Source organism: Nocardia sp. NPDC055029 (assembly GCF_053608525.1).
The window spans coordinates 19,279-35,455 of the sequence record NZ_JBSGVQ010000032.1 but is presented as its reverse complement, the minus strand read 5'-3'; the positions used below and the strand labels follow the sequence as shown (position 1 = coordinate 35,455).

Genomic DNA, 16,177 nt, shown 5'->3' with positions numbered 1-16,177 from the left:
TGTCAGTGCTCGCGGTCGGCTCCGGTGCGCAACCGAGCACTGTCGCCAGGACGACCACCGCGGTCAGCCCCGCCCGAGCGATCCGCCACAGTGTCATCAGTTTTCGGCCCTCGCAAGCTTCGTATCGTCAATCCCTCGGTCCTTCGCATGATGCTTCCGGCGATGAGAAGGTATATCAGGCAGGCCACGGCCGAGGTGAGAATCCACGGTGGGGCCCAGCGGTGCGCAATCGCGGTCGCGGCGGCGATCACCGCGACGGCCACACCGGTGACCGCGAGCAGCGTCGTCACCGGCAGCAGCCGCCGCATTCGCACGGTCGCCAGGACACCCAGCCAGACGGCGGCCAGCAGCACCACCTGCGCCGCCAGGCCCGCGATGACGGCGCCCTCGTAGGACATCCGCGAGATCAACGGCCACGCCACGGCGAGGTTCACACCCAGGGCGGCCGCCGCGATCCAGGGAATGAGGCTGTTGCGGCCGGTGGCCATCAACGCCACCAAGCCCAGGTGTGCCAGGGCACCGAGCAGCCCGCCGACGACCTGAAGGCGGCTGGCATCGGCCGCGGCAACGAAATTCGGGCCGAACAGCAGCCCGACCACCTGACCCGCGACCGGCCAGAAGGCCACCAGCGCGGTCAGTCCGAGCACGATCAAGGCCGCGTTGGCCTGGCGGAAGAAGCGCCGGAACCGCACCGGATCACCCGGCCACAAGGCGATCAGCAGGGTCGTCAGCGGTCCGACCACCGCCACCGCCGCGGTGTCGAGCAGGTCCGAGAACTTCATGCCGACGGCGAAAAGGCCCACGGACTCGAAGCTGTCGACATGACCGAGCAGCAGCAGCCCGACCTTCTGGAGCATGATGATCAGCGCCAGCCCGATACTCAGCGGCAGCGCCTCACGCAGCATCGGGCTCCACCAGCTCAGCTCGATGCGCCGGGCCGGGATGGGCCCGCCGAGCCCGCGTGCCACCGCGATGATCTTCACCGTCACGGCAACGACCTCGTAGGCGATGGCGGGCACCACGACGAGGAGCAGGGTCGGCGCCCACAGCACCGCCGCCACGGTCAAAGCCAGCTGCACGCAGCGGGCCAGGGACTCGGCCGCGGCGACCAGGGTCAGCCGCATCGTGGACTGGAACAGGATGGTCAGGGCATGGCTCGGGGTGGCGATCACCACCACCAGTCCGGCGAGCGCGGTGGCCGCGACCACTGGTGCCGGACAACGTAATACGAGCACATACCCGATGGCGAGCCCGTATCCGACCAGTCCGAGCACCGTGCGCAAGACGATGAACGAGGTGGCGATCTCGGCGGCCTCGGTGGGGTCACCGTGCACGAGTTTGCCGATGACCGCACGCCCGACTCCGAGGTCGGTGATGATCGCGAGCATGCCGAGCAACCCGAAGACGAACGAGAAATAGCCCCATTCGACCGCCGGGAGCATGCGGGCGATGAGCGTGGTGCCGAGCAGGCCGAGCACGGCGGCGAAGATCCGGGCGCCCAGCATCGCCGCGGTGTTGCCGGCCGCGGCACGTCCCGACTGCGCGCGGGACCGGTTCTCGGTGGGGCCACCGCTGGGCCGGGGTGGCGCGGAGACGGCCTCGTCCGTCACGACATCAGCCCGGCCGCACGATAGGCGGCGACCGTCGCCTCGGCCGTCGCCTGCCAGCTCAGTTCGGACATCGCGGCGAGTCCGCGCGCACGCAACTCCCGGTTGGCGGCGTCATCGTGCAGCAGGGGGCGGATGGCGCGCACCCACGATTCGGTGGTCGCGGTAGCCACCAGAACCGCGCCGTCACCGCAGACCTGGGGCAGCGCGCCGACCGCGCTCGCCACGACCGCGCCGCCACAGGCCATCGCCTCGACCGGCGGCAGCCCGAAGCCCTCGTACTGCGAGCAGTAGGCGACCACGGTGGCGGCCGCGTACAACGCGGGCAGATCCGCGAGGTCGACGTAGCCGAGCCCGATCGCGCCGCTCGGTGCCTGCGGACCGTCGGATCCGGCGCCGGCCAGCACGAGCGGGACGTCGAGGTCGCGTGCCACTTCGGCCAGCATGGCGACTTGTTTGCGTGGTTCGACGGTGCCGACCTGCAGCACGAACCGCCGCGGCAGCTGATACCGGGCGCGCACCCGCGCCACGGCTGCCTCGTCGGGCACCCGCGCCCATTCGGCGGGAGCCAGCGGCACCACCACCGCCTCGCGACCGAAGCGATCCGCGATCCGCTGCGCGGTGAATTCCGAGACGGCGATGAGCAAGTCGGCCCGGGTCAACGACATCCGCACCAGCAACTGCTCACCGCGTGCCCGATACCGGCTGAACGCCCACGGCACATCGAAGACCGACAGGTCGTGCACCGTACTGACCGTTGCGCCCGGCCCGGACAGGGGAATATCGACATCGAGACCGTGGAAGACATCCATGCCGCGCAGTGGCGCGATACCGTGCCAGGCCCGGCGAGCCCCCGCCGCGACCGGCCGCGACAACGCCGCGATGCCTGATGGCAGCGCGGGCGCGGCGTCGGCCTGCACCAGCGCCGACATCGCGGTTCCGGGCATCAGCCCGGCGATCCGCCCCAGTAGCTCCCGCTGATAGGTAGCCACGCCTGCGCCGTTCGGGCGCAATGCCAGCGCACCGAAACAGACTGCGGGGCTTGCACTTTCACTGTTCACGTTACCTGCTCGGGGACAGAGCTGCGCTCGGCGGCCGGGGACGGGGACTGCTGCTGGGTGACGGCACAGCCGACGACCGCGGCCAGCAACCAGAAGTAGAAATCACTCGGGAAGATCTCGAAGTAGCTCGACGCCACCGCCGCCACCGCGCTGGCCAGCACGGCCGCCGCGACACCGAGCGCCAGGGCCGAATCGGGCCCGCGCATCGTGCGGGACGAGCGCAGCGCCATCAGGTAGATCACCACCAGGATCGCCGAGAACAGCCACACCCCGATCGGCCCCAGTTCGATGAGCAACTTCACGTAGTAGTTGTCGGGTTGATAGGGGCGGCCATAGATTTGAACCTCGCCGGTGGCGTACGGCAAGTCCCCGGCCATCGGGCCCAGTTCCTCGACCAGCAGCCGCGCGGCCGCGGCGCCGGTCGAGCCGAGTCCGTCGCCGAAGGGGTGACTGCCGACGGTCCGCATGACGGTGTTCCAGCCGGTCCCGCGATCGGCCAGGCTCGACGAAGAGAACAGCGAACTGCTGGCCTGCGACGACACCGCGATCCCCCCGATCGCGACCACGGCCACCGAGCCGATGATCACCGGCATCAATTGGCGCCGGTAGCGAACCACCGCCAGCAGCAGGGCGCCGACCAGCAGCCCGGCCAGCGCGGCACGCACCACACTCGCCGCCGCACCGAGGACCAGAATCGGCGTCGTCATCAGGAACAGCCGATTGCGCGGTCGCTTGGGATTCGCGAGTGCGACCGACCCGCCGACGAGCAGGACCATCACCAGGTAGAACGCATACGGAAACGGCTGGTTGAAGGTGCTGAACGAACGCAGCAGGCCGCCGGCGAAGCGGATCGTCTCGTTGTACTTGTAGCCCATCTGCGCCAGGCCCGCGCCGCCGATCACCTGCTGGGCAAGGCCGAACAGCGCGATCGCCACCGACTCCACCATCATGATCGTCACCAGCAGGTCGCGGTCGCGCGCGGTGAACGGGCGCAGATACAGGATCAGCGGGACCACGATGAAATAGAAGAACGTGATCTTGATGGCGAACAGTCCGAGCGTCCCTGCCGTGACGAACGCCGACACCACCCCGAAAACGCACAGTGCGGCGCCGAAGGACCACCACGGCACCACCGGACGCGGGTCGGTCTGCCGGTGCGGGACGAAAACGGCCACCAGCAGGGTGAGCCCGAGCAGCGCCTCCTTCCAGCCGTTGACCTGCATCCAGCCCGGCGCGATCTCGAGCAGACCGTTGAACGGGACCAGTGCGGCGACCAGCAACACGCCACGCTGCGGCCGGAACCGGATCCAGCGCAGGAACACCCAGCCCACCGGGATGGCGGCCAGGTACAGCAGCGAGCCCATGGACTCAGCCCTGCCCGGCCAGGCGCTTGGTCCGCGCACCCAGGCGCACCAGCGCCTGGCGCAGCACCTTGCCGTCGCCGGCCAGTACGTCGACCGGACCGACCAGGCCGCGGTATTCCCGTCGCGCATGGTGGTTGAACCGCAGCACATCGGAGAATTTGCTGAGGGTCGACGTCGTGGAGGAATGGTTGAACACCGAAGCCCGGTTGATCGCCAGCACCCGGTTGTGGCCGTAGAACCTGCCGCGCGCACACAATCGCGCGACAAGATCGATGTCCATCGCATAGAAGAAGTCGGTGCGAAATCCCCCGGTCGCCTCGAATTCGTGGCGCCGGAACAGGAACGCGGCGGTCGGGCACAGCTCGTCGGGCAGCTTGCGCACGAACGCGCCCAGCGCCGTACGCGACGAACACCGCCCGACCAGATTCCCCAGCCCGCGAGCCCGGGCGAGCACCGCGCCCGCGTCGTCGATGACGTCGAACTTGGCGCCTGCGACGGCGACCTCGGGATCGCGCAGCGAATCGACCTGCGCCGACAGGCAATCCGGGGTGATCAGGTCGTCGGCACAGACGAGTTTGACCAGATCGCCGCGGGCCTGGCTCATCACCCGATTCCAGTTGTCGACCATCGGCAGCACGGTGTCGTTGGTGCACAGCCGGATGCGCTCGTCGTCGAAGGACCGCACCAGGTCGCCGGTGCCGTCGGTGCTGGCATTGTCGAGCACGACGATCTCGAAGTCCACGAAATCCTGCGCTCGGATCGACTCGATGGTCTCGACAATCGTGCGTGCCGCGTTGAATGCCGGGACGCACACCGACACCGGTACCCCCACCACCGCACATCCTCCACAACACTGATCGGGCCTGCGCCGCGCGCCCGTTTCGTGCACAGTACCCGCCTGGCAACCGATATTCACATCGACATCGGTACAGATCGTTTACCGAACGCGAGGTCCGGGTACTCGTGGTGCCCGCCACGTGCCACCGGGTTAGCGGCGCAGCGGAACCCCAGCTAACATCGCGGAAGCAAGATCGGCGAAATGTGGGGGAAGCGTGAGCGAGACCGACCCGGCGGACACGGGCGACGCGGATCCGGGGCGTCCGGCGATGTCCGGGGTGAACATCGCCGACCATCTGCGCCAGCTGGTTCGCGCCCTGCCGATCGCCCTGGTTGTCGCAGCCCTCGTCGGCGGTGCGGTATGGCTGGTCCGCGAAGGCAGCCCCCGAACCTACGAGGCGAGCATCACCGCGCAGATCTCCCAGCAATCCATCGGCGCGGTGTTCAACGAGCTGACCCAGCCCTACATCGTGCTGGTCACCGAGAGCCGGGTGCTCTCGGATGTGGTGAAGAACGGGCTGGCGCCCTCGGAGAACGACCTGCGGCCACGAGTTTCGGCGATGACCGGGCCCGCACCGTCGCTGCTCATCATCAAGGCACAGGCCGGGTCGCCCGAGCAGGCCGAAAAGCTGGTGCTGGCGGTGCAGCAGTCGCTCGACAGTGTCGCGTCCCAGATGCGCACCGAGGCCATCGCCCGTTCGGCCGCCGATCTCGAGGTGCATCGGCGGGCCGTCGAGGACACCTTCACCAAAAGGCTGGCCGAGGATCCGCTGCGCCCGGAACTCAGTTTCGATGCCAGGGATGTGGCGCGCGAGATGGAGTTCCGCCAGGTCCTCGGCATGCCGCGCCTGACCGTGATCGCCAATCCGACCTCGGAACTGGTCGCCCCGCACCCGGTCCAGGAAGGCCTGTTCGCGGGGCTGGCCACGCTGATCATCGTCGCCGAGGCGGTGGTGCTGGCGCGCGGTGCGCTCAGCCGCCGCGCCGGCCGAACCGGTGGGCTCAGCGGACGAACCGGTGGTTTGCGTCGCGGGCGGAAAGCCGAGACCGCGGCCGCCACGGCCGCCCCTGTTCCCACGGCGGCACCCGAGCCGGCACCCGGTCCCGCCGCGCCCGCCCCGGCCCCGGCCCCGGCCCCGGCCCCAGCCCCAGCCCCAGCCCCAGCCCCAGCCCCAGCCCCGAAACGTGACACCAGGACCTCGACGCCGGTGGCGTACGACCCCGAGACCACGGTGCTGCCGCGGCAATGGCCGGTCCGTGCCGCCCCGGTGCCGAAGACCACCGGATCGCGCGACGTCTAGACATGGCGTTGTCGCGCAAGACATCCCCCATACCGGGCGACATGTCGCGCCTGATATTGGGCCCTGTTCACCACGGCGACAGCATCGTTCGCCTGCGGCCGCCGCGCATGTCGGACTTCGCGCAGTGGCGCGAGATCCGGCTGCGCGACCGCGCGTTCATCGAACCGTACTGGGGCACTTCACCACTGAGCTGGGAGCAGCGGCACACGCCCCGGCACTGGGCGCGGGAATGCCTGGTCGCCTGGTCCGATATGCGGGCCGGACACCGGTACGCCGGGGTCATCGAGGTCGACGGCCGGTTCGTAGGGCAGGTGGAGTACTTCATCATCGACGCGGCCTCGGCTACCGCGGAATCCAGTGGCTGGATCGACGCGCGGTGGGCAGGCCGCGGGGTCATGGCACAGGTGGGCGCGCTGCTGCTCGACTACATGTTCGGCACCCGTGGTGTCACCCGGGTGCTGGCACCGGTCTCACCGGACAACCGACCCGCCCTCCGTTGTGTGCGCGGCCTCGGCTACCGCCACCAAGCCACCATGGCACTGGCCTACGACGCCGGTGGGGCACCCCGGGACCACACGTTGTCGGCGATCACCCCGGCCGACCTCGCAGCGCAGGACCTCCCCGCCCTCATCCCGGCCGAATCAGCCCCGGTCCCAGCCGGTTCCAGGTCCGGCAGCGTGCCGCCCGTAGTAGTCGCGCTCGCCGCCGCCAGGCTGGTCGCGTGGACAGCCCGCGAGCATCTGCGACGCTACGTGCCCGCCGAACCCGTGTCCCTGGTGGTCGCCGATCACCCGAATGCCGTGGTGCGCACCCTTGTCCGCACGGATCGATCGGCCTGGCGACGTGCCGCGACAGCCCACCGCACCCGGATCACGGTGGCGGTCGGGTCTGCCGAATGGGAACGCAGGCACCGTCAGGCCGGGTGGTACCGCGCACTGTGGAACACCCGATTCGGTCTCCGGTCACCGGTGGGACTGCACCTGGTGCTGCACGTGAACGATTGCTACGCAGGCGAATTCCGCCTGTACGACTCCCTGCTGCCGGGGCAGGCCACCAGCCTGTTCACCTGGGCCGACCCCGATCTCGCCGATACCGAACTCTGGGCCGCGGCGCTGCGCGCGGTCACCGAGTACGGGTTCGCCGAGCTCGGGCTGCGGCGGATAGCGGCCGAGATTCCGGTCGACGACACCGTCACCTCCGCTGTGGTTGCCGCCGCCGGCTTCGTGCACGAAGGTGTCCTGACCGACCATCGTGGCCCCACCGGGCTGCACACCGACCACGGTTTGTGGGGGCTCACCTGATGCGCAGTTTCGAACGCAGTGCCGCGATCCAGGCTCGCCTGCACGACCTTGTTCCCGGCGGCGCGCACACCTATGCCCGTGGCGCCGACCAGTACCCCGAGCGGATGGCACCGATCCTGGTGCGCGGCAAGGGTGCTCGCGTGTGGGACGTCGACGGCAACGAGTTCGTCGAATACGGGATGGGGCTGCGGTCGGTCACCCTGGGCCACGGCTACGAACCGGTGCTGCGCGCAGCCACCCTCGCCGCCGCCGACGGCCTGAGCTTCTCCCGACCGACCGAACTCGAACTATGTGCCGCGCAGGACTTCCTGGACCTCGTACCGGGCGCCGACATGGTGAAATTCGCGAAGAACGGCTCCGACGCCACCAGCGCGGCGGTGCGCCTGGCCAGAGCCGTGACCGGCCGGACCACGATCGCCGTCTGCGATCAGCCGTTCTTCTCCGTCGACGACTGGTTCATCGGAACCACCGACATGGCGGCCGGGATCCCCGCCGCCGACACCGTGAAGTTCGCCTACAACGATCTCGACGCGCTCGCGGCGACACTCGCGGGCGACACCGTCGCCGCCGTCTTCCTCGAGGCCGCGACAGCCATGGCCGAGCCGATGCCCGGATACCTGGAAGGTGTTCGCGCCCTGTGTGATCGGCACGGCACGCTGCTGGTGTTCGACGAGATGATCACCGGCTTCCGCTGGTCGGCCGGTGGTGCGCAGGCCGTGTACGGGGTGACACCGGACCTGTCGTGCTGGGGCAAGGCGATGGGCAACGGATTCCCCATCTCCGCGCTCGCGGGCAAGCGCGAGTACATGGAGCGCGGCGGCCTGCGCACCGACCACGACCGGGTCTTCCTGCTGTCCACCACGCACGGGCCCGAGACCGCGTCGCTGGCCGCGTTCCGCGCCGTCGTCCACGCCTACCGCACCGAGGACCCGATCGCCCGGATGGAGCAGGCGGGCCGGGAACTCGCCGACGGGGTGAATGCCGTCGCCGACGCGCTCGGCATCGCCGAGTACCTCCAGGTCCGCGGCAGGCCGTCGTGCCTGATCTTCCGCACACTGGATGCCGAAGGCGCACCGTCGCAAGCCTTTCGGACACTGTTTCTCCAGGAACTGCTCGAGCATGGTGTGCTCGGTCAGTCGTTCGTCACCTCGGCCGCCCACGACGCCGACGCGATCGCCGCCACGATCGCCGCGTGCGCGGCGGCAGCCCCGGTATATCGCCGCGCGATCGAGCGCGGCACCGTCGACGGGCTGCTGCGCGGCCGCCCCGTCGCCCCCGCTCTGCGTCGCACCGCGGCGCCCCGACAGATCGAAGTGAGCACCTACCGATGACCCGCGTCGCCCTCGTGCACGAACGTTTCACCGAATTCGGCGGATCCGAGGCGGTTGTCGGTGAGTTCGTCGAAACCTGGCCCGATGCCGAGGTTTTCGCGCCGATCGTCGCGCCGGGCGGGCTTCGCGAACCCGTCCGCACCGTCCACGACAGCTGGCTCAGCCGGGCACACACCGTCACCGGCGGCAGGCACGCGCCACTGCTGCCGCTGGTGCCGCGCGCATTCCGGCGCATGCCGTTGCGTGACTTCGATGTCGTGGTGGTCAGCCATCACGCTTTCGCCACCCAGGCCGCGCTGGCCACCGGCGCACCGGTCGTGGCGTATGTGCACAGCCCGGCCCGATGGGCCTGGGATCGCGAATTCCGCCTGCAGGAGGCGGGCGGCCGCGCTGGCCAGCTCGCGCTCGGTGCGCTGGGTGCCCTGGCCCGGCGCGGCGAACTGCGCGCCGCGCCACGGCTGACGCACGTCGTCGCCAACTCCCACGCGGTGGCCCAGCGGGTCACCGACTGGTGGGGCTTGCCCGCCTCGGTGGTCAACCCGCCGGTGCAGGTCGCCCGGTTCACCCCCGATCCGGGCGTTGCCCGCGAGGACTTCTTCCTCTGCGCGGGCAGGCTGGTGCCCTACAAGCGCGCCGACCTGGCGATTCGCGCGGCACAACGCGCGGGCGTTCGCCTCGTCGTCCTCGGGGAGGGACGCTTCCGCGCCCAGCTCGAGGCGATCGCGGGCCCGGAGACGACCTTCCTCGGCGCCACCTCCGCCGAGCAGCTACAGGACATGTACCGGCGCTGCCAGGCGCTGCTCATGCCCGGCATCGAGGACTTCGGCATCGTCCCCGTCGAGGCGATGGCGTGCGGCGCGCCGGTGCTGGCCGTCGGCGCCGGCGGTGCGCTCGACACGGTCCGCCCCGGAGTCACCGGCGAGTACGTGCCCGCCGGTTCCGATGACGACGTCGTGGCGGCGCTGGCCGCGGTGATGAGCGACTTCCGTTCGGCGACCTACGATCCGGCGAAGATCCGCGACCACGCGGGTACCTTCGCCCCCGAGGTGTTCCGCGCCAGGATGGCCGCCGTCGTCGGCGACGTGCTGGCGGACCGATAGCGGCAAGTTGTCCGAAACTTACAGTTACTGAAATTAACTGTCACACACACCCTTTGACCTGCGGCGACTGGTGACCATTCCCACACGATAACCGGGCGCCACGAGCTTGCCCAGCTAGGTTACTGACGAGTACGGTAAAGGCCAGCCGGGACGACGAGGTGCCCGGTTTCTCTCCAGCCATCTGCTGCTGGACTTCAACCGTTGATGCCCGCATCCACCGCCGCATGCCGGATCACTGTTGCACGACACCGTGTTTCGAGAATTTTCAGGAGGGGCGATGGTTTCCTACATCGTGACAGGCGGTACCGGGTTTCTGGGTCGGCGAGTGGTGCGGGGGCTGCTCGCAGCCGACCCCACCGCGATCGTGCACGTGCTCGTGCGCGCCGAGTCGCTGGCGAAGTTCGCCGCGCTGACCGCGCAGTATCCCGACGGCGATCGGGTGTTCGCGCTGGTCGGCGACCTGACCGCCGACGGTCTCGGCCTGGGCGACGAGCCGCCGCGCGCGGACCACGTGCTGCATCTGGGCGCCGTCTACGACATGACCGCCGACGAACAGACCTCGCACGCGGCCAATGTCGCGGGCACCCGCTCGGTGATCGAGCTGGCGCGCAGGCTCGATGCCGTGCTGCACCACGTGTCCTCGGTGGCGGTGGCCGGTGATCATCGCGGCAAGTTCTTCGAGGAGGATTTCGACCTCGGCCAGAACCTGACCTCGCCGTATCACCGCACCAAGTTCGCCGCCGAGAAGCTGGTCCGCGAGGCGACCGACGTGCGCTCGCGGGTCTATCGCCCGGCGATCGTGGTCGGCGATTCGCGCACCGGCGAGATGGACAAGATCGACGGCCCCTACTACTTCTTCCAGGCGATCGCCGCGCTGTCGGCGCTGCCCGCCGAGTTGCCGTTGCCGCTGCCCGATCTGGGCGCGACCAATGTGGTGCCGGTCGACTATGTCGCCGAGGCGATGGTGCGGCTGGTGCGCCGCGACGGGCTGGACGGGCGCACATTCCACCTGGTCAACCCGGAGCCGCAGCCCTTCGGCGACATCTACCGTGCCCTCGCGACCGCCGCGGGCGGCCCCGCGGGCATCGGCACGGTGCCGGGTAGTGCCCGCGCGCTCAACAGCCTCGGCCATGTCCCCGGCGCGCATGCGGTGCGCGATTTCCTGTTCGAGCAGGCGGGCATTCCGGCGGCTGTCGCCCCGCACGTCGGTTTCACCGCCGAGTTCGTCGCCGATTCCACCCAGGCCCAGCTGCCCGGGCTGACCGTGCCAGCGTTCGACACCTACGCCGAGCGGCTGTGGGATTTCTGGCGCGCGAACCTGGACCCGCACCGTGGCCGTCCCGCGGCCGACGCCGACCGGCTCTCGGGCCGGATCGTGCTCATCACCGGCGCGTCCTCGGGGATCGGTCTGGCCACCGCCCATGCGGTCGCCCGGCGCGGCGCGACCGTGCTCATGGTGGCTCGCGGTGTCGAAGACCTCACCGCCGCCGCGGAATCCGTGCGCGCCGACGGCGGCACCGCGTTCGCCTACCCGTGCGACATCACCGACGCGACCGCCGTGGACGCCCTGGTGGGGCAGCTGCTGACCGAGCACGGTCACGTCGACTACCTGATCAACAATGCGGGCCGATCGATTCGCCGTTCGGTCGCCAATTCCGTCGACCGCATGCACGATTTCGAGCGCACCATGGCGGTGAACTACTTCGGCGCCGTGCGGCTGATCCTGGCGCTGCTGCCGTCGATGCGTGAGCGGCATTTCGGCCACATCGTCAACATCTCCTCGATCGCGGTCCAGACCAAGGTGCCCCGGTTCGCCGCCTACGCCGCGAGCAAGTCCGCGCTGGACAACTTCAGCGAGATCGCCGCCGTCGAGAACCGTGGCGCCGGTGTCACTTTCACGTCCATCCGGATGCCGCTCGTGCGCACCCCGATGATCGCGCCCACCGATCTCTACCGCGCCCTGCCGCTGCCCGACCCGGAGCGTGCCGCCGACATCGTGGTCCGCGCGCTGCTCGAGCGTCCTGACCGCATCGACACCCCCGTCGGCACCTTCTCCCAGGCCGTCGAGATGTTCCTGCCGTCGCTCAAGCGCACGATCATGCATACCGGTTACCGGCTGTTCGGTGAATCGACGGCGGCGCAGGGCAAGTCGGTTCCGGCGCCGGCGGCCGCCGAGCCCGCATCGACCGAGCCCGCCGAGCCGAGCCGCAACGCACTCACCGTGCTGGCTCCGGTTCTCACCCCGCTGATGGTGATGCCGGGCCCGGCTGCCCGCGTGAGCCGGATGCTGCCCGGCGTGCACTGGTAGCCGTCGGTCGCCAGGACCGAGGGGCCGGTCACGACGCTGTCGTGACCGGCCCTGTTCGTCACCGCAGGTGTGTGCGGGCCCAGGCGGCGAGGGTGGTCGGGGTCGTGGTGCGGATCGAACGTTCGTCCTCGGCGACGAATCCCGAGCTCAGTCCCTTCGACATGCCCGCGATGCCGTCGATCTGCGCAGCGCCGAGACCTGCGGAGCGCAGGGCGGCCCGCAACTCGTCGTCGGTGATCTGCACGGCGGTGACGTCACGTCCGATCTCCGCGCGCAGGATGTCAGCGACGTCGGCGAAGGTCAGATCCTGCGGCCCGTGCACGGCTTGCACGACTCGCCCCGACCACGCACCGGACAGCAGCCGGGCCGCGGCCACCTCGCCGATGTCGCGCGGATCGACCCACGGCATGGCGTGGTCGAGCGGCCACGGCGTGGACAATGTTCCCGTCCGGATCTCGTCGAGCTGGGTGAGCAGATTGGTGAAGAAGTAGCCGCACCGCAGATGCAGCACGTTCGCGCCGGTCGCGTCCAGCAGTTCCTCGGTGCGCGCCAGTCCGTCGATCTCCCCTGCGCCGCAACGCTTCTCGGCGCCGATACTGCTGAGGAACACTGTGGCCTCGATCCCGTTCTCGGTCACCGCACGCGCCGCCGACTCCCCCATCCGCGCGTACCCGGCGACCGGATCATCGTCGACGAGTGCGGGCGGATCGACCCAGAACAGCCGCTCCGCGCCCCGGGTGGCCGCCACCACCGCCGCCGGATCACCCTGGTCGGCCTGCACCACCTCGACGTACGCGCGCGTGGCCGCGTCCAGCCGCGACGGGTCTCGCATCAGCACCCTCGGCCGGACCCCCGCCTGCACCAGCAGCCGGACCACGCGCGAGCCCACATGCCCGAGCGGTGTGGTGACGACAATCCTCTTCTCGTGTGCGCTGTCTCCCATCCCTGCACGCTACGACCGATTGCGGTCAGTCTCCGGCCGCAATTCCTCCACCCGGAACACTCCGCGCCCAGACGGTGACCAGACGCCCTCCCGCGAATGTCCCCCCTGCGGACATCCCCTAGCGAAGAGGGCGTCTGGTCTGGTACCGCGGTGTCAGCTGACAGCGACCGGGGTCGGGGGCGCACCGAACTGCCATCGTTCACCTGCGGCGATGAGGGGGCGGGTCGCGCGGAGTTCGCGCGGTCTGCCCATGGCGACGGCCCCGACCGGGCGGCCGTCGCGCAGCGCCACGGCGAGGAAGTCCCTGGCATCGAGGTCACCGTCGACGATCAGTTCGTCGTGCGGGTGGACCCAGCCAGCGAACTGCATCGAGACACCGTGCTGATCGGTCCAGCCCCAGGGGACTTCCGCGACCGCGGCCGGGTGGCCGAGGATGGACATGGCAGCGGCCGCGCCGGCTGTCATGGCGGAATTCCAGTGCTGACCACGTTCGAATTCGCCACGGAGCGGATGGAATCCGGTGGTGGCGTCGCCGGCGGCGAAGACACCGGGGGCCGACGTGCGGTAGTGCTGGTCGACGATGATGCCGTCGTTCACCGCGATTCCGGCGGCCTCGGCCAGCGAGGTCTCGGGGACCGAGCCGATGGCGACCAGCGCGGCGGCCGCCGACCAGGTGCGCCCGTCGGCGGCGGTGGCGGTGACGCCGTCGCTGGTGTCGACGAGTTGGGTTGTCGCGGCATCGTTGTCGACCACCACACCGTGCTCGACGTGGATGCGGTGCACCAGCTTTGACACCGCCGCAGGCACGACCCGATCCAGCAGCGCCGGACCGGCGTTGAGCAGCGTCACCTGCGCGCCGAGCCCGCGGGCGGTGGCCGCGACCTCGCAGCCGATCAGTCCACCGCCGACGATCAGCAGCGAACCACCCTCGACGACGGCCGTCCGGAATGCGCTGATGTCGGCACGGCTACGCAAGGTATGCACCCGGGTCGACGCGGTGTCGATCGACCGGGCCCGCGCCCCGGTGGCCAGCAGCAGGCTGTCGTAGCCGAGCACCTCACCGGTGCCCAATCGCACTGTCGCACGGTCGGTGTCGACGGCGTCCACGCCGAAGGCCGGGCGCAGGTCGATCCGGTTGTCGGTCCAGAACTTCACCGGCTTGAGCACCGCGCGGTCGAACGACGCGGTGCCGGCCAGGAGTTCCTTGGACACCGCAGGCCGACGGTACGGCAGGTCCGGTTCCGCGCCGACGAGGACGATCTCGCCGTCGTAACCCTCGCGCCGCAGCGTCTGGGCCGCGGTGGCACCGGCGACACCGGTGCCGACGATGACGATCCTGGCGCTCATCCGCGACTCACCTCGAGCATCTCGAAGTCGGCCTTGGCGGCGCCGCAATCCGGGCACGACCAGTCGTCGGGGATGTCGTCCCAGCGGGTGCCCGGTTCGATGCCGTCCTCGGGCCAGCCCAGCGCCTCGTCGTATTCGAAACCGCATTGCACGCAACGGAACAGCTTGTAGTCGTTCATCGGGATAACTCCTCGCTCAGCTGGAAATCGAGCTTCTCGCGGACACCGCAGTCGGGGCAGCACCAGTCGTCGGGAATCGCCGACCATGCCGTGCCGGCGGGGAAACCCTCACGGGGAGCGCCGGTTTGCTCGTCGTAGCGGTAGCCGCATACGGGACAGAGGTAGGCAGCCATCAGCGTGCTCCGTACTTCGCCAGGACCTTGTCCCGCTTGGCGGGCTGGATGTTCACGCGGGTGATGTCGCCGTCGTAGTGCGCGAGCACGCGCGGGTCCATCACCTTGCGCCACAGCGGGGTCAGGTAGGCCAGGCCGATCAGGCTGGCGTAGCCGCTGGGCAGTTCGGGCGCGCCGTCCATGTGCCGCAGCGTCTGATAGCGGCGGGTCGGGTTGGCGTGGTGATCGCTGTGCCGCTGCAGGTGGTAGAGGAAGATATTGGTGACGATGTGGTCGGAGTTCCAGCTGTGCTCGGGGGTGCAGCGCTCATAGCGACCCGAGGCGGTCTTCTGCCGGAGCAGACCGTAGTGCTCGAGGTAGTTCACCGTCTCCAGCAGCGAGAACCCATACACCGCCTGGATCAGCAGGAACGGCAGGATCACCGGACCGAACACCGCGACCAGCACCGCCCACAGCACCACCGTCATCAGCCACGCGTTGAGCACGTCGTTGTGCATCGTGAACGGCCCCTTGCCGAGTCGCTCGAGGCGGGTGCGCTCGAGCTCCCATGCCGAGATCAGGCTGCCCCACACGCTGCGCGGCAGGAAGGTCCAGAACGACTCACCGAAGCGGGCGCTGGCCGGGTCCTCCGGGGTGGACACCCGCACGTGGTGGCCGCGGTTGTGCTCGATGTAGAAGTGGCCGTACCCGGTCTGGGCGAGGGTGATCTTCGACAGCCAGCGCTCCAGCTCGTCCTTCTTGTGGCCGAGTTCGTGCGCGGTGTTGATGCCGATGCCGCCCATGGCGCCGATGGTGAAGGCCAGGCCGATCTTCGAGACGACGCCGAGGCCGCCGTCGATGCCGAGCCAGGACAGGTTGCCGGCCGACCACAGGTAGCAGGCGAAGACCAGGCTCACCAGTTGCAGCGGGATGTAGGCGTAGGTGCAGTACCGGTAGTACCGGTCGTTCTCGAGCAGCTCCATCACCTCCTCCGGCGGGTTCTTGCCGTCGGGACCGAAGAAGCGATCCAGGATCGGCAGCAACACGTACACCAGCAGCGGCCCCAGCCACCACCAGACCGGCGCGACCGATTCCCAGCCCAGCTGATTGAAGGCCCACACGAAGGCCGAGGCCAGCAGTGCCGAACTGGGCGCGACCAGGCCGAACAGCCACAGGTAGCGCTTGGGATCGCGCCAGCGCAGGACTGCCGCCGACCCTTCGTGGTCCTCGATGCGAGATGTCGTCATGTCGTTCTCCTGATCGCCGAGACACAAGCTCGGACATTGCCGTGTTCGTTTACAACATAGCGCGATGTGTTCTCAGTGAATACACTATTCGAGAGAATG

The 16,177-nt window shown here is 69.4% G+C and carries 14 protein-coding genes; 5 read left to right on the top strand and 9 right to left on the bottom strand.

Features of this window, described 5'->3' with window-relative positions:
* Positions 1 to 2 precede the first annotated feature (2 nt).
* The 4 genes from ACWF9G_RS24660 to ACWF9G_RS24645 all read right to left on the bottom strand — a co-directional run bounded on the left by ACWF9G_RS24660 (position 3) and on the right by ACWF9G_RS24645 (position 4,867).
* A complete protein-coding gene (locus ACWF9G_RS24660) occupies positions 3 to 1,610 on the bottom strand; it encodes an oligosaccharide flippase family protein (RefSeq protein ID WP_452518187.1) in 1,608 nt (535 codons plus the stop codon).
* Entirely contained in the window at positions 1,607 to 2,539 is a 933-nt protein-coding gene (locus ACWF9G_RS24655; protein ID WP_379308145.1) for a glycosyltransferase family 4 protein, read from the bottom strand. Before ACWF9G_RS24655 ends, ACWF9G_RS24660 begins: the two co-directional genes overlap by 4 nt.
* Positions 2,540 to 2,664: 125 nt before the next feature.
* Complete coding sequence (locus ACWF9G_RS24650) at positions 2,665 to 4,032, bottom strand: O-antigen ligase family protein (RefSeq protein ID WP_379308112.1); 1,368 nt, start codon at positions 4,030 to 4,032, stop codon at positions 2,665 to 2,667.
* 4 nt (positions 4,033 to 4,036) lie between these two features.
* Positions 4,037 to 4,867 carry a glycosyltransferase gene (locus ACWF9G_RS24645; protein WP_452518185.1) on the bottom strand — a complete coding sequence of 277 codons (831 nt, stop codon included), beginning with the start codon at positions 4,865 to 4,867 and terminating at the stop codon, positions 4,037 to 4,039.
* Between the two features lie 217 nt (positions 4,868 to 5,084).
* Here ACWF9G_RS24645 and ACWF9G_RS24640 point away from each other — a divergent pair, with 217 nt between their 5' ends.
* From ACWF9G_RS24640 to ACWF9G_RS24620, 5 genes are all read left to right on the top strand, one after another.
* Positions 5,085 to 6,170 carry a hypothetical protein gene (locus ACWF9G_RS24640; RefSeq protein ID WP_452518183.1) on the top strand — a complete coding sequence of 362 codons (1,086 nt, stop codon included), beginning with the start codon at positions 5,085 to 5,087 and terminating at the stop codon, positions 6,168 to 6,170.
* 41 nt (positions 6,171 to 6,211) lie between these two features.
* Positions 6,212 to 7,471, top strand: a complete 1,260-nt coding sequence (locus tag ACWF9G_RS24635) for a GNAT family N-acetyltransferase (RefSeq protein ID WP_452518181.1) — start codon at positions 6,212 to 6,214, stop codon at positions 7,469 to 7,471.
* Positions 7,471 to 8,802 carry a glutamate-1-semialdehyde 2,1-aminomutase gene (locus ACWF9G_RS24630; protein WP_452518179.1) on the top strand — a complete coding sequence of 444 codons (1,332 nt, stop codon included), beginning with the start codon at positions 7,471 to 7,473 and terminating at the stop codon, positions 8,800 to 8,802. Before ACWF9G_RS24635 ends, ACWF9G_RS24630 begins: the two co-directional genes overlap by 1 nt.
* Entirely contained in the window at positions 8,799 to 9,902 is a 1,104-nt protein-coding gene (locus tag ACWF9G_RS24625) for a glycosyltransferase (protein ID WP_452518178.1), read from the top strand. Before ACWF9G_RS24630 ends, ACWF9G_RS24625 begins: the two co-directional genes overlap by 4 nt.
* Positions 9,903 to 10,179: 277 nt before the next feature.
* Entirely contained in the window at positions 10,180 to 12,210 is a 2,031-nt protein-coding gene (locus ACWF9G_RS24620) for an SDR family oxidoreductase (protein WP_452518177.1), read from the top strand.
* Positions 12,211 to 12,268: 58 nt separating this feature from the next.
* Here the strand turns inward: ACWF9G_RS24620 and ACWF9G_RS24615 are convergent, their stop codons facing one another.
* The 5 genes from ACWF9G_RS24615 to ACWF9G_RS24595 all read right to left on the bottom strand — a co-directional run bounded on the left by ACWF9G_RS24615 (position 12,269) and on the right by ACWF9G_RS24595 (position 16,078).
* Entirely contained in the window at positions 12,269 to 13,153 is an 885-nt protein-coding gene (locus ACWF9G_RS24615) for an NmrA family NAD(P)-binding protein (RefSeq protein WP_452518175.1), read from the bottom strand.
* Positions 13,154 to 13,306: 153 nt separating this feature from the next.
* Positions 13,307 to 14,500 carry an NAD(P)/FAD-dependent oxidoreductase gene (locus tag ACWF9G_RS24610; protein ID WP_452518174.1) on the bottom strand — a complete coding sequence of 398 codons (1,194 nt, stop codon included), beginning with the start codon at positions 14,498 to 14,500 and terminating at the stop codon, positions 13,307 to 13,309.
* Positions 14,497 to 14,679, bottom strand: a complete 183-nt coding sequence (locus tag ACWF9G_RS24605) for a rubredoxin (RefSeq protein WP_365040097.1) — start codon at positions 14,677 to 14,679, stop codon at positions 14,497 to 14,499. The genes ACWF9G_RS24610 and ACWF9G_RS24605 overlap by 4 nt, the downstream gene beginning before the upstream one ends.
* On the bottom strand, positions 14,676 to 14,852 hold the full coding sequence (locus ACWF9G_RS24600; protein WP_452518173.1) for a rubredoxin: 177 nt from the start codon (positions 14,850 to 14,852) through the stop codon (positions 14,676 to 14,678). Before ACWF9G_RS24600 ends, ACWF9G_RS24605 begins: the two co-directional genes overlap by 4 nt.
* Entirely contained in the window at positions 14,852 to 16,078 is a 1,227-nt protein-coding gene (locus tag ACWF9G_RS24595; protein WP_452518171.1) for an alkane 1-monooxygenase, read from the bottom strand. Before ACWF9G_RS24595 ends, ACWF9G_RS24600 begins: the two co-directional genes overlap by 1 nt.
* Between the last annotated feature and the right edge of the window lie 99 nt (positions 16,079 to 16,177).

What these genes read in the sequence shown, in the direction of transcription:
- ACWF9G_RS24655 (WP_379308145.1), bottom strand. Translation starts at nt 2,539, where the DNA reads ATGTCGGCGCTGGTGCAGGCCGACGCCGCGCCCGCGCTGCCATCAGGC.
- ACWF9G_RS24650 (WP_379308112.1), bottom strand. Translation starts at nt 4,032, where the DNA reads ATGGGCTCGCTGCTGTACCTGGCCGCCATCCCGGTGGGCTGGGTGTTC.
- ACWF9G_RS24635 (WP_452518181.1), top strand. Translation starts at nt 6,212, where the DNA reads ATGTCGCGCCTGATATTGGGCCCTGTTCACCACGGCGACAGCATCGTT.
- ACWF9G_RS24630 (WP_452518179.1), top strand. Translation starts at nt 7,471, where the DNA reads ATGCGCAGTTTCGAACGCAGTGCCGCGATCCAGGCTCGCCTGCACGAC.
- ACWF9G_RS24625 (WP_452518178.1), top strand. Translation starts at nt 8,799, where the DNA reads ATGACCCGCGTCGCCCTCGTGCACGAACGTTTCACCGAATTCGGCGGA.
- ACWF9G_RS24620 (WP_452518177.1), top strand. Translation starts at nt 10,180, where the DNA reads ATGGTTTCCTACATCGTGACAGGCGGTACCGGGTTTCTGGGTCGGCGA.
- ACWF9G_RS24615 (WP_452518175.1), bottom strand. Translation starts at nt 13,153, where the DNA reads ATGGGAGACAGCGCACACGAGAAGAGGATTGTCGTCACCACACCGCTC.
- ACWF9G_RS24610 (WP_452518174.1), bottom strand. Translation starts at nt 14,500, where the DNA reads ATGAGCGCCAGGATCGTCATCGTCGGCACCGGTGTCGCCGGTGCCACC.
- ACWF9G_RS24605 (WP_365040097.1), bottom strand. Translation starts at nt 14,679, where the DNA reads ATGAACGACTACAAGCTGTTCCGTTGCGTGCAATGCGGTTTCGAATAC.
- ACWF9G_RS24600 (WP_452518173.1), bottom strand. Translation starts at nt 14,852, where the DNA reads ATGGCTGCCTACCTCTGTCCCGTATGCGGCTACCGCTACGACGAGCAA.
- ACWF9G_RS24595 (WP_452518171.1), bottom strand. Translation starts at nt 16,078, where the DNA reads ATGACGACATCTCGCATCGAGGACCACGAAGGGTCGGCGGCAGTCCTG.